Origin of the sequence: Pseudofrankia asymbiotica, from assembly GCF_001983105.1 — a bacterium.
Taxonomy (GTDB): Bacteria; Actinomycetota; Actinomycetes; order Frankiales; family Frankiaceae; genus Pseudofrankia; species Pseudofrankia asymbiotica.
Window position 1 is genome coordinate 25453 of sequence record NZ_MOMC01000049.1, and the last position, 12601, is coordinate 38053.

The 12601-nt window shown below is 71.5% G+C and carries 11 protein-coding genes; 4 read left to right on the plus strand and 7 right to left on the minus strand.

Annotated elements, in window-relative coordinates:
* Positions 1 to 308 precede the first annotated feature (308 nt).
* Positions 309 to 1109 carry a nuclease-related domain-containing protein gene (locus BL253_RS24070; protein ID WP_076819387.1) on the plus strand — a complete coding sequence of 267 codons (801 nt, stop codon included), beginning with the start codon at positions 309 to 311 and terminating at the stop codon, positions 1107 to 1109.
* Positions 1110 to 1174: 65 nt separating this feature from the next.
* Here BL253_RS24070 and BL253_RS24075 read toward each other — a convergent pair whose 3' ends face one another.
* The 6 genes from BL253_RS24075 to BL253_RS24100 form a co-directional block, all read right to left on the minus strand.
* Positions 1175 to 3250: a conjugal transfer protein TraC gene (locus BL253_RS24075; protein ID WP_076819388.1), complete on the minus strand. Its 2076-nt coding sequence runs from the start codon at positions 3248 to 3250 to the stop codon at positions 1175 to 1177.
* Entirely contained in the window at positions 3247 to 4749 is a 1503-nt protein-coding gene (locus BL253_RS24080; protein ID WP_076819389.1) for an SCO6880 family protein, read from the minus strand. The genes BL253_RS24075 and BL253_RS24080 overlap by 4 nt, the downstream gene beginning before the upstream one ends.
* Before the next feature lie 229 nt (positions 4750 to 4978).
* A complete protein-coding gene (locus BL253_RS24085; protein ID WP_081438631.1) occupies positions 4979 to 6325 on the minus strand; it encodes a hypothetical protein in 1347 nt (448 codons plus the stop codon).
* Positions 6322 to 7104 (minus strand): DUF8175 domain-containg protein, encoded by a 783-nt coding sequence (locus BL253_RS24090; protein ID WP_241835061.1) that lies wholly within the window; start codon positions 7102 to 7104, stop codon positions 6322 to 6324. The genes BL253_RS24085 and BL253_RS24090 overlap by 4 nt, the downstream gene beginning before the upstream one ends.
* A 69-nt stretch (positions 7105 to 7173) precedes the next feature.
* Positions 7174 to 7596, minus strand: a complete 423-nt coding sequence (locus BL253_RS24095) for a DUF6112 family protein (RefSeq protein WP_076819444.1) — start codon at positions 7594 to 7596, stop codon at positions 7174 to 7176.
* Positions 7597 to 7648: 52 nt separating this feature from the next.
* Positions 7649 to 8926, minus strand: a complete 1278-nt coding sequence (locus BL253_RS24100; RefSeq protein ID WP_076819390.1) for a MinD/ParA family ATP-binding protein — start codon at positions 8924 to 8926, stop codon at positions 7649 to 7651.
* 1175 nt (positions 8927 to 10101) lie between these two features.
* Here BL253_RS24100 and BL253_RS24110 point away from each other — a divergent pair.
* From BL253_RS24110 to BL253_RS24120, 3 genes are all read left to right on the plus strand, one after another.
* Positions 10102 to 10344: a helix-turn-helix domain-containing protein gene (locus BL253_RS24110; RefSeq protein ID WP_076819392.1), complete on the plus strand. Its 243-nt coding sequence runs from the start codon at positions 10102 to 10104 to the stop codon at positions 10342 to 10344.
* A 188-nt stretch (positions 10345 to 10532) separates the two neighbouring features.
* Positions 10533 to 11207 (plus strand): hypothetical protein, encoded by a 675-nt coding sequence (locus tag BL253_RS24115; protein ID WP_241835062.1) that lies wholly within the window; start codon positions 10533 to 10535, stop codon positions 11205 to 11207.
* 136 nt (positions 11208 to 11343) lie between these two features.
* Positions 11344 to 12336 (plus strand): bifunctional lytic transglycosylase/C40 family peptidase, encoded by a 993-nt coding sequence (locus BL253_RS24120; protein ID WP_076819393.1) that lies wholly within the window; start codon positions 11344 to 11346, stop codon positions 12334 to 12336.
* Positions 12337 to 12350: 14 nt separating this feature from the next.
* Here the strand turns inward: BL253_RS24120 and BL253_RS43000 are convergent, their stop codons facing one another.
* Positions 12351 to 12509 carry a hypothetical protein gene (locus BL253_RS43000; protein WP_198946377.1) on the minus strand — a complete coding sequence of 53 codons (159 nt, stop codon included), beginning with the start codon at positions 12507 to 12509 and terminating at the stop codon, positions 12351 to 12353.
* Positions 12510 to 12601: the final 92 nt, after the last annotated feature.

Here is a 12601-nt window from a genome sequence, read left to right on the forward strand (position 1 = left end):
GATCGGGCTCGGCCGCCCGCCGATTTCCAGGTACCCAGGCCGGCGTGCGGCCCAGTCACCCGACGCGTCGATACACCCCGAGCGTGGCGGATAAACCGGAAGCCCGCGACATTCGGCTGAACAGATGACTGAGCAGGCCCATGGGGTCAGGCATAGGCAACCATCTCCCAGTGTGCCGCCTGTGGTGTCATTGGCTTACCGTGTGATTCTGCGGACGAGCGTAGATCAGGCGGAAGTGTGGGGAAGGCGTCATCTGGGGAGGGCGGTTGACGCGCAGCGGGGACCGGGCAGCTCCTGGACGTTCGGCCATGGCGGAGTACCAGCGGCGCCGGGCCCTCTACGCGGCCGAGCGAGAGGACCGGCGAGTCCGCGCCGCCGTGCTCACGGGCGTTGCCGTGGCCTGCGCCGTGCTCGCCGTCGTACTGGCCGGATTCGCCCTCCACCTGTCGGCGGTCACCCTGGTCCGTGCCGGGATCGCCGTCGCGCTGGTGGTCCTCGCGGCCGCCGCGGTTCGCTTCTACCGGGTTCCGCCGGAGATCGAGGCCTGGCGGCGGGACGCGGGGGCCGAGCGGCACACCGCCAGGGTGCTCGACCGGCTGGGCCTGGCCGGTTACACGGTGCTGCACGACCGGTCGACAGCCGAGTCCGCCGGCAACATCGACCATCTGATCATCGGGCCCTCGGGCGTCTGGGTGGTGGAGACCGACGCGCACCGCGGTCCGGTTCGGGAGAACAGCGCCGGCGTGTGGGTGGGCAAGGCGCCGCTGCGCGCCCGGCTGGGCCTTGTCGCGTGGACCGGCGAACAGGTCAGCGCGGCGCTGCTCGCCGAGCTCCCCGACGGCTGGCAGCTGCAGGCACAGACCGTGCTGGCGTTCGCCCAGGCCGACGTCCCCGGCGGGCTCGCCCTGGTCGACGGCGTGCTCCTGCTGCCGGCCTCGGGTGTGGCCGAGTATGTGCTGTCCGCGGGGGTGGTACTGCGTCCGCTGGACGTCGCGATGCTCGTCGACGTCGTCGAGCGGGTCCTGCCCGCCTACGAGGTCACCGGGCCGCCGCCAGCCTGGTCCGCCCTGTCCAGGCTGCGCGGCCTGCGCCGGCGCGAGCGCCTCTAGTGCTTCTGGGGTAGATGGCCTCCGGAGAAGCGAAGGAAGATCGTTCTCGCGCCTCCCTTGGCCCGCTAGAAGCCCGGGTAGCCGGGCGGGACGCGAACGCCGGTGCCATCGGGCTCCCCGTCGTCGTGGTAGGCGATCGACACGTCGAACACGTCCTCGTCGTCGAGGCGATCGTCCGCGCCGCTGTCCGCGGCGCCGGGAGGCAGGTGCTCGAGGCGGCGGCCGGCGAAGTCCTCGGGACCCAGGCCCGGCGGGTCGAGCTCAGCGGGGTCCAGGTCGTCGGGAACGAGGTTGACGTCGTCGACCTCGCCGTGCATCTTCGAGCCGTTGAGCACGACCGGGATCTCCAGATCACCGACGACGTGCTCGACGTAGAACGCCCGCTGTCCGATCAGCCAGAGGGCGAACCCCGGGTCGAGGCGCGGCAGCAGGTCGGCGGCGACGTCGGTGAGGCCGAGCGCCTGCTGGGTCGCCGCCACCTGGTCGGATGCCTGCTTGTAGAGGATCCGGGTGGATGTCTCGGCCAGCAGGCCCTTGGCGATCTCCACCGAGTCGGGGGAGGCCGAGAGCAGGTCGGAGATCCGGTGCSCCACGATGGCGTTCGCGCAGCCCCACTGCCTGGCGAGCTTCTGCTGCGCCGACAGCCGCCGGACGAGCCCGGCGAACCGCATCAGCCGCCAGCACTCGTCGTAGACCACGTAGCGCTGCACGCCGTCCTGGCGCATCAGCGCGGCCTCCATCCAGCCCTGCGCGCAGGTCATGATCAGCGCGATCATCTCGTCCGAGCCCTGCACCCGCTCCAGGTTGAGCACGGCGATCGGCCGGTCGAAGTCCAGCGGGGAGGTCGTCGGCCCGTCGAACAGGCCGGACAGCGCCCCGCCCGTGAGCCGGCGAAGGGTGAGGGTGGCGTCCCGGGAGGCGTCGCGCAGCTCGGTGGCCGTCATCGGCAGGCCGACGCAGTCCGCCTCGCTTGGCTCCGTCATCGCGTCCAGCACGTGCCCGAGGAGCGGGGTCGCCCAGCGGTCCGTCGTCGCGCCGGTGATCTGCCGGCTGACGACGTCAAGGGCCAGGTCGACCGCGGTGTGCTCCGCCGGGGTGAGCGGCACGCCCTTGGCCGTCTCGATCAGCGAGGCGAGCAGCGACGAGCGGGCGCGCTTGACCTCGCGCGCCCAGTCGTGGTCATGGATGCCGCGCGGACGGGGCGGCGCGTCCAACGGGTTCAGCCGGGTCGACATGCCCGGGCCGATGTAGGTCGGCTCGCAGCCGAGCCGGCGGGCCAGCCGGGTGTACTCACCCTTCGGGTCACAGGGAACCGCCGCCTGGTAGCCGAACGCCGCGCCGCGCGACATCAGCGTCTTCAGCAGCGACGACTTGCGTGAGCCGACCGCGCCGAAGACGGCGAAGTTCGGGTTCTCGATGACCTGCTGGCGGTAGAGCTCGAAGACGTCGAACACGAAGGAGTTGCCCGACCAGACGTGCCGGCCGATGAACATGCCCGGCGCGTCCAGCCCTGAGTCGACGATGAACGGATAGATCCCGGCGATCTGTGCCGTCGTCTCCATATGAGCCGGCAGCCGCAGCTTGTGGAACGCCTGGCCGCGGAACGCGCCGCCCAGCCTGGGCTGCTGCGCCCCGCGGCGCAGCGCCACCTGCGCACGGCGCGTCGCCGCGCGCTCGGCCCGGTCGGCCGCCGCGGCCGACTTCCCCGCGCGGCGCGCCCCGCGGGCGGAACCGCCGTCCCGCCGGGCGGCCCTGCGCCGGGCGCGAGGGTTTCCGCCGAGGTCGACGTAGCCGGTCGCGTCCCGGCCCGGGTCGTAGTCCGGGCCCCGGGCCGGTCCGGCCGGCTCCGCGACGCCGGACAACGGGCCGCGACCGTACTCGTAGCCCCCGTCGGGGTAGCCCTCGTCCTCGGCCTCGCCATATCCGGCGTCGCCCGCGGACGCCAGCCCATCGGCCGTTCCCGGCTCGCCGCCGTAGCCGTCGAGCTCGTCGTACTGGTCGTAGCCGTCGGCGCCATACGTCTCGTCGTAGGCGTCGTTGTCGTCAAGCACGCTCGCGCCGTCGGCCACGCCCGCCAGACCGGCGCGGCCGCGGCCGTCGGTGGCGGCCGGCCCGGTCGGGGTCGGCTCGGAGGTCGTCATGACACGCCCACGGCGAGCGGCAGCGCACCCACGTTGAAGGCCTGGTCCTGTTCGCCGACGAGGCGCACCATCTCCAACCGGCTGCGCGAGGCCAGGGTCTCGGCCTCGCCGCAGGCATCCGCCAGGCCATCGAGGTCCTCGGCGGAGACCGTCACGAAGCCGTGGAACCGGAAGGCGCCGAAGCCGGCGATCAGTTCCTGCTCGCGCCGCTCCACCTCGTCCGCCTCCGCCATGTCGCGCTGCGTCGTCACCTTGCCGAACTTGTCCCGCATCTCCTGCTCTCCCAGGTGCGTCATCCGGCGCCGGTTCACCGCCCGCTCGGCCTTGCGGCCCGGCAACGGCTCCACCACCAGCGACACGGTCCGCCGGCAGGTCGTCTCCATGAGCAGCGGGGCGAGGAACGCCGCCGGCGACGACACCCGCGGCCAGCCGTTGATCCAGTAGGTGGTGTGGAAACCGGAGTCGGTGCGGTAGTGGTCCCAGGAGGCGACCGCGCGCACGGGGCCGGCGACAGCCGGGTCGATCCCCGACGGCAGGCCCTTCAGACCACCGGCCAGGTCGTTCGTGGCGCCGCCGCGTGCGTCGATCATGTCGACCGAGTACGGGTCGTAGGTGGTGCGGATGACGGCCGCCAGCGCCCGCGGCGGCAGCCAGCCGACCGTGCTGATCTGTGCCCTGGCGAGCGCCGCCTCCATCGTGCGCAGCTCGCCGAGCAATACGGCGCAGGCCGCCCGGTCGCCGCCGCCGGCCCGTTGGATCGCCCTGCGGGCGTCACGGGTGCGCAGCTGGAACGACAGGTAGGTCTCGTGGCGCTGGGCCACCGGGCCGGCCGCGTCGATGATCTCCTGGTAGGCCTCCGCCGCCCACGAGTCGTCGTGGTGGCCCCGTACCCGCCAGTGCCGCTGCAGCGCGTCGCCCGAATCCGGCAGTGTCCGCTCCAGCCACTGGATGCGCGCGAGCCGGCCGCCGCCGGAGGTGAGCCCGGCGAGCAGCTCGCCCCAGGCGTCCACCCTCGCCTGCTGGTCGCCGGATTCCAGCAGCGCGAACTGGCTGCCCTGGACCTGCAGGACGGCGGTGTAGGTCTGTTTCTTGGTGTCCTTGACGAYGGCGACGTAGCGTCCGTTGCCCACCGGGACCGACAGCATGACCAGGCTGGAAAGCGGGCCCGGCAGAACCGTCCTGGTGATCTGGTCCTCGTCCGGTCCGAGCCGGAACACTCCCCCGCGGAACAACGTCTCGCCCGTCACCTTCTGCATCGTGTAGCCGAACAGAATCGGCACCCACTGATCGAGGTTACGGTCCTCGACCCGGACGAACGCGATGAAGCCCAGAGCCACCGCGACCAGGACCCACGCCGGTGCGAGCAGCAACGGCGAGCGCAGCGCGCCGAGCACGCAGACCATCACCCCGACCATCAGGCCGAGCTGCGGCCAGCGCAGGCCGAGCAGGATCCCACCCCGTTCGAGCGGGCCGAACCRATAGCTGCGTTCCGCGACCATGACCCCTGTCTTTACTCCAACGCGATGTCTCTATTCCAACGCGGTCATGGAAAAATATCTCCGCCAACACAACGGCGACCCGTGGTGATCCAGTTCTCGCAGGTCATCGGGTCGCGACCGTGCCTCGCGGCTCTCCGCGCCGGTGGCCGGTCGGCCGGCCACCGCCAGGTGGACGCCCACCTCGCGTCGGCCACCCGACTGGCATCCGAACGGCCGGCGGACCAGCCGCTCAACCACCGCGCGTGGAGCCGCCGGGGACCCTCGTCCGGGCGGGCTGCGTCACCGGACGCCCGGCCCCCGCACTGTGTGACGTGCTGGTGGCCGGTGCCGTTGCGCGCGCCGCGCCCACCCGGGGCTGCGCCGGCGGCAGCGCCGCGGCCGCCGTGCGGGGACGGCCCCGGACAGCGCTGGTGCCCGCGCCGACACCAGCGGCGCTACCCGCGGCCGAGGCGATCGCCGGGCGTCCCACCCGCGGACCGGCGGCCACCCCAGGCCGCGCCGCGCCAGGCCGGGCCGGTCGGATCGCCGGCCGGCTGAGACCGCCGGCGGCGGAGCCGCCGACACCGGCCGGCAGCGCCGCGCTGGCACCGCCGAGCATGCCGCGATTACGGGTCTGCATCCGGGCGCCGATGCCGCGGAAGGTGTCCCGGGACGTGGAGCCGAGCAGCGCGCCCGCGCCCTGGCCGAAGGACGCCATGCTGCGCCGGCCGGCACCGCCGACCGCGCGCATCAGCTGAACATCGGCAAACCCGAACAACTGCAGCAACAGGAACGGCGAGAACACCGCGGCGATCATCACGACCACGCCGCTGAGAATGCTCAGCGTCTGATCGGCCGCCGAGCCCGTGCCCTCGCTGGCCATGCCGGCGCCGAGCGTGAAGATCGCGTAGATCACCGGCTTGGCGAAGACGAGCGCGACAAGGATCTCGGTGGCCCGCTTCATCCAGGCGCTCGTCGACATCGCGGGCTGCCCGGCGAGGTAGAGCGGGATGAACACAGCCATGGCGATGATCACGACTTTCCGGATGTAAAGCACCACGAAGAGCGCGAACGAGAACAGTGCGACCAGCAGTGAGAGCACCATGTCGAGCGCGAAGTTGCCCTGGTCCGGCAACGCCCGCAGCTGGCTGACGAGACTCGCGCCCAGGGGCTGTCCATCGCCGAACGCGTCGGCGACACCGTCGGACGCGGTGAGCACCATCTGCAGCAGGGTCAAYGCGACGAACGAGCCGAGAATCGCCGTGCCGGTCGACGCGACCGCCCGCGCGAAGATGTGCGGGTCGCCGCGGACGGCGCCGACGACGCACGAGCACAGGAACAGGCCGGTCACGATCAGGATCGAGACCCCGAAGACGATGTTGTAGTTCTCGACCACGTAGTCGGCCCGCAGGTCGACGGCCGTCTTCTGCGACGCGAAGCTGAACACCGACGACGACAGATCCGCCGCCATGTTGCAGAACGCCGTACCGACAGAATTAAGAAAACTATCCGCCGTACCGGAGACCGCGCCTGTAACGGCGTCCTTGAGCCCGGACAGCGGGTCAATGCCAATGGCGAGCGTTTCGGACGTCGTCACGCGGGTGCTCCTTGCAGGATAAAGCGTTGAAACTGTTCGGAAGCACGTTCCGTTGGTGCTGGTCCGTCTGGTCCGTTGCCGGCCTCAGATAGACTCCAGTCTCCTCCGTTCCATATCACCGTGCATATGTCGGTTCCCCAACTTTCTCTAGGGCCGACATCTGACGCGTCGTTGTAAAGACCCACACTCGCGTTTGCCCAGATCTGGACGGATGCTTTTGTGGTCGTGAAATTCTGCACCCGGTATCCGACGACCCTGAGATTGAATGAAACTTCTGGAGCATTTATTGATGCCACGCCAAGGTTCTTGGCGGTATTGGCATCGGTGTCGGTAATCGATTTCGCGATCCCACCGGCAGCGCCTGCTGTTGAAATGGAGTCTAGAATTTTACGAATTCGGGTAGGTTCGCGATTTCCAGAGGTCATGTACGCAGATACGTAGTTGCCGCAGGCGCTGATGGCGCCGGCCTCGGTGTGGGGATAGCCGACCGGGATGCCGAACTCGTTGACTCGGCTCGGCGTGCCTGGCAGGGCGCCGGCCGGTTCGGCGGTATGGTCCACGCCGGCAGAGGTCGGCGACGGCACCACGGTCACGGTGGCCGTGGCGGGTGGCGAGGAGGCRGGGCGGGTGCTGGCTCCCAAGGGCTGGTGGTTGTCGCCCGGCGTCGAGTGCCGGYCGAGAAGCAGCCCCACCGGGAGCGCGACGGCGGTCGTCAGAACCATCGTCGCGACAATCACCAGGGTCAGTCGCCTGGTCGCCCACGCAGTGACGTCGGCCAACGCGCACTCCTCCTCCCCATCGGCAGGGCCATCATCCCAATACCGGCCCGCCAGTACCTGGAGAACATCTCAGGAGTATGCGGAAGGTTCGCCATGGACCACGGTGGCGCTGTCCACCACCTGGACGACGGCGGGCGGGCGCTGGCTGCCTGTCCCGTCAGTCTGAGGAGTCCCGGCGGAGGCCGAGCTGCCGGTCGCGAGGAAGAAGTTGACCAGCACCGCGGCGATGCCGACGAGGAATGCAAGCCCACAGCCGGCGAGGACCCCGCTCTTGCCGACGGACGAGGCCCGGTCCAGGCCCATCCGGTCGCCAAGCGCCCAGGCGATGCCGCCGAGCAGAATCGAGGCGACCGCCGCGACGGCCGCATAGGCCGCGAGGCCGTTGACCAGGTCTTTCAGGGCGTTGATGCCGGGCGCCTTCGTCGGATCCGGCTTGACTGAAACCGCCACGAGCAGCACTGCCGCTCGCGCGGACGCGACTTCGGCGATCATCATGGGTCCTTCCCGCGGGCACTGCGCCCCAATGGACCGCAGGTCTGGCGAATCATACGACGGGCGTCCGCAGCGTTTCCGGAGTGCTCCCCCGAGTCGCGTCGTGGGTCGTTGCGCCAGCCTTGGTTGATTCCTCGGCCGCCAGTCTGACTAGCCGTTCGACCACCGCGGCACCGAGATGCAGGTAAGACCGGCGGGTGCTGGCGCGCAGCCGAGGAATGCGTACCGGCGCACGCCGGCTCGGATCAAGCCGGCTCTCGTAGGGGATCCGAACCAGGGTGTCCACATGTCTGGTCAACCGCCCGGCGGCTGCTCTGGTGCGCGGGGACCAGCGGCCCCGCCGCGGTGAGACCACCGCGACGATCACCGGAGGCCTCCGCCCCTGCGCGTCGACCGGGAGCAGTGGCGCCGCGGGGTCGCGCAGTGCCGCCGCGGTCCGATCGAGGTCCGCCGACGCCGCGAGGCTCACAACGACGATCAGGTCGCTCGCCCGCAGCGCCGTCGGGGACAGCGGTGCCTCGACGGGGGCGTCCACCAGCACCAGGGGGTAGGCGCGGGTGAGATGGCTGAGAGCGGTCCGCAGCATTCCAGGTGTGACGGTGTCGTCCGCGGGGACCACCGCGCCCGGGGCGCCGCTGGTAGCCCCCTCGCCGCGGCAGAGCGGCACGACCTCGAGCTCGGGGGTGCCGGGCCGGGCCGGGTCGCCGATCAGTTCACGCAGGGCGCCGGACGCGCCCCCGCGGCGGCGGGCGATGTCGGCCACGGTGACGTCGCCGGGCAGCCCCACCCGGGAGCACAACGGGTCGCCGCGCGGCTCGTCCGGGTCCTCGTCCGGCCAGGTCCGTGGGCGCAGGTCCACGGCGAGCACCGACTCGCCGCGCGCCCCGGTGAGCACCAGACCGAGGATGCCCACCAGCGTGGTCGCGCCGGAGTAGGGGAACGCGGAGGTGACCCCGATGCGCCACGACCCGGGCAACTCGGTGGAGGCCCGGTCGGCGAGTGACTCGCGTAGCGGGATCTCGTCCCACGGCGCGAGACCGTGGCCGTCGCCGTAGTAGTCCTCGTTCTGATCGCCCCAGGCGTCGTCCACCCGCCCGGCGGCCGACGGACCGGCCGAGGGCCGGTGGCCGGCTGCCGACCCGGCGGGGACCGCGGGGACGGCGGGCAGCCGCCCGCCCGCGGGACTGCCCGTCGCCGCGCCGGCCCGAGCGGCCCTCGCCTCGGCGCCGCTCGGAACCGCCGCCGCCTCGCTCACGCCGCCTGCCTGGGGCGGCGTGGTGAGCCGTGGCTTGGCTGTGGGTGGCTGGGCCGCCGGCCGGCCACTGGCCATCGGCGGCGCCGTCGGCGCTGGACGCGAGAACGGAGGCGCTTCGGAGGGCGGCGGCATAGAGGGCGGCGGCGTGACCGCTGGCCGATGCCTGGGCGGCACCTTCCAGTCGTCCGGGGCTGGTTGCGTCGGTTCCGGGCCGCGTGGCGCGGCCGCGTACGGGGTCGCCGGCAGCCAGCCTGTGCGCACCCGAGGCGGCTGCACGGAGGACGGATCCACCACGGTGGTCTCAGGCCTGGATCGCCTCGTCGCGGCGCCCGCCGGGCCGCCAGTGGGCGGAGGCGCCGTCGTCGGCGGCGGGACCGGCTGGGTCGTCACGTCCGAGGGGGCGGGCTCCGACGGTCCCGGTTCCCGCCACGCCCCACTTGGGGGCAGGGGGGCCGTCGAGCGGTCGTCGAGGTGGAACGCCTCGTCGCCATGAGGCGACACCGGTTCCGAGGGGCTGTCCGCTCGGCCGCGCCGGTGGCGGCGCCGGCCAGACCGGGAGGAGTTCGACGCGCTCGAGTCGTTGGCGCCACCGTGACGTAGATCACCCTTGCCCTCGCCGGCTGGTGGGGTTGTCGCGGAGAACTGTGCGCCGATGAGGGATACCGGTCGCGCGTCGCCTTCCTCGCCGTACGGTGTCGGTGGCACATCGCTCACGTGCCGTCGCCCTCCTGGCTGGTTCAGGCTCGTTGGCCCCGGTTAGGATTACTTACTGTTACTTGATTCGGATCGCCGTCGAATCGAGGTAACCCGAGCGGCTGAAGTATGACAAGCTCCGACAGAGCCTAACCATGGTTACCTAGGGTGGTGTACCGTCCGTAGCCGATATTCGGGCCCGGAGTCGTCCGGGTAGACGGTGCATGGATGCATCACCGCTGGCGACGAGGCCAGCGACCCTCCTCTCCAGCGCGGCGGCCGAAGGAGGCGCGATCGTGCTCGTCACGGCACACGCTGCCCGAGGCGCCAGCGGAACTGGCCACCGCGACATCTTGGATGGCCCCCGGGCGCACGAGGCTTCGCCACCGTCACGCTCCCTTTGGCCTCGGACACCTGGACGGCTACCGGGCGGTCGAGGCTTCGCCATCGTCGCGCACCCTTTGGGCTCGCTGACATCTGGACGGCCGCCGGGTGCGCGAGGCTTCGCCATCGTCGCGCACCCTTTGGCCTGACCCTCTTCGAAAGGGGCAGCCGCTATGCAGGAGGGCGTGCCGACGGCGCGCGACCCGGCGGGCGCGGGCGCCGTCCCGTCCCAGCGCCCGCAACGTCTCGACGACGACGACGTGCTGACGGTGGACGAGCTGGTCAGCTGGCTACGGCTGTCGGAGAGCACGGTGCTGCGGCTGCTGTCCGAACACGCCATTCCTGCCCGCAAGGTGGGGCACCAGTGGCGAATCCGCCGAGGACGCGTCCGGGACTGGCTGGACGGGCGGGAATGAACGCGGGAGCGACCGAGGAGAGGCTTCGCCGCGAAGGCGAGGCCGGTGYCGGCGCGGCGGCGTGGCGAACTCGGGTCAGGGTGAGCACCGACTGCCGTCCGGCGCCGCCCGCGGCCCGTCCCGTGCCGGCCGCTCAGCCTGCCGCGGTCGTCCCCACCTCGCCGCGCGTCGCCGCCAGGACATCGGCGTTGTCAGCGCCCAGAACCGTCCAGGTCATCGTGGCGGTGGTGCTGGTCGCGCTCCTGGCGGCCGGCTGCTCGTCATTGCGAGACCGGACCGAGCGGGCCGTCTCGTCGGCGACCCCGCCACGCACGACCGGGCCGCCGCCCGGCGCGAGCCAGGCGCCCGGGCCACCGCTGGCCACCGCGTCGGCGGGCGGGGCCGGTGCGGGCGCGCCATCCGACCCCACGGACCCGGCCGCCGTCGCCACCTACTGCTTCGCTCGCTGGCAGTCCTTCGACGCGCGCTCCGACGCGGATCTGTCCGCCGGTGTCGAGCGCGCCCAGGCCGACGGCTGCTTCACCACCGACTTCTTCGCCCAGCTGACGAGTGCTGGTGCTGGCTCCGGCGGAGCCGGTGGCGCGGGATCCTCCGCCGGGGACGGCCAGGCGTGGCAGGAGCAGCGGGCGCATGGTGCCCGCTCGACGGTCACCGTGCTCGCGGCCACCCCGCTCGCCGACACCGCCTCGACCGGCCGAGTGGTCTATCTGCTGAACACCCGCAGCGTCTTCACCACCAACAACTCCACGCCCGTCGAAACCGTCTCCACTCCGAAGGTGACGCTGCTGGATGACGCCGACGGCCGGTGGCGGATCGCGGGCGCGGACCTGTCGGACAACGCGGGCGACGCGCCCGGGCGCTGACAGGCGGGGAAATGTGCGATCATGCTGGGCGATCGCGCGTCGTGGGCGGCGCCAGGCGGTCGAGAAGCGGCCTCCACACCGGGTGGTCGGTATTTCGCCGGCCAGGTACTCCGCGAAGAGCGAAGGGTAGACGGGGATGGTTCGGGGAGCGCGCGGCTCGCGCTCGTGGCTGCTCTGGTTCGGCGTCGCCGGCATGGTCTCGATCGCCGGGGTCATGCTGTTCATCCTCGTCGTCGTCCTGCTCATCGCCGGTCCGTTCATTGCCGAGCAGGACAACGGCCCACGAACGATCACGAACTCCGAGGGAATACCGGAGGAGTATCTGGGGCTGATCATCTCGGCGGCGAACGACGCCGGCTGTGCCGAGGTCACCCCGGCGCTACTGGCGGCGCAGCTCCACCAGGAGTCCGGTTTCAACCCGAGGGCGTCGTCGCCGGTCGGCGCGATGGGTATCGCCCAGTTCATGCCGGGCACCTGGGCGACGCACGGCGGTGGCGGAGACGTGTGGAATCCGGCGGACGCGATCCCCGCGGCGGCCCGCTATGACTGCGCCGTCGCGGCGTCGGTGGCGCGGATTCCGGGGCCCGGGCAGGAGAAGATGCTCGCCGCGTACAACGCCGGGCCGGGCGCCGTGCTCGCCTTCTCCGGCATCCCACCGTTCCCGGAGACGCGAAACTACGTGCGGACGATCCTGGCGAAGGCGCGCGAGTACGGTGACTCGCTCGCGCCGGGTGCCGAGGTCCCCGCGGGGGTGGTGTCGCCCGTGATCGCTTTCATGCGGTCCCAGGTGGGTAAGCCGTACGTGTGGGGAGCCGAGGGGCCGGGCGCCTGGGACTGCTCCTCGCTGGTGCGAGCCGCCTACCGGACAGTCGGCATCGAATTGCCGCGGGTGACCACGGAGCAACTCGCCGCCGGGCCGAGTATCTCCGGCGTGGACCTGCAGCCGGGCGACCTGCTGTTCACCCCCGGCACGGATGGCACGGTGGCCGCGCCCGGGCACGTCGGAATGTATGTCGGTGACGGACAGATGATCGCGGCCAAGGGTGCCCGCTGGGGTGTGGTCGTCTCGGACATCTCCAGCTGGACCGAGGTCGTCGCCGTCACCCGCCCCTTGGCCGCCAAGCCCTGATCACGCGATCCCGGCTAGACGGCGACGTCGCTGACGAAGTTCGAGAAGCCGTCCCCGAGTTGCCCGAGCCAGCCGAACGCGGTGTGGACGAAGCTGGCGGCGTCGCTGGGAGCCGTGACCACGTAGAAAGCCACGAAGATCCAGAACCCCCATGGATAAAGAATCTTCTTCACGCCAGACCTCACAGTGATCTGAGCGCCCGACCGGCGAGCGATCGTGCGGTGTCGAGGACCGGCGACGCGGTGCCCGGCTCTTGCCGGCGCGC

Coding starts and splice junctions, on each gene's coding strand:
- BL253_RS24100 (WP_076819390.1), bottom strand. CDS start 8,926: ATGGCCAGTGGCCGGCCGGCGGCCCAGCCACCCACAGCCAAGCCACGG.
- BL253_RS24120 (WP_076819393.1), top strand. CDS start 11,344: ATGGTTCGGGGAGCGCGCGGCTCGCGCTCGTGGCTGCTCTGGTTCGGC.
- BL253_RS24070 (WP_076819387.1), top strand. CDS start 309: ATGGCGGAGTACCAGCGGCGCCGGGCCCTCTACGCGGCCGAGCGAGAG.
- BL253_RS24095 (WP_076819444.1), bottom strand. CDS start 7,596: ATGATCGCCGAAGTCGCGTCCGCGCGAGCGGCAGTGCTGCTCGTGGCG.
- BL253_RS24110 (WP_076819392.1), top strand. CDS start 10,102: ATGCAGGAGGGCGTGCCGACGGCGCGCGACCCGGCGGGCGCGGGCGCC.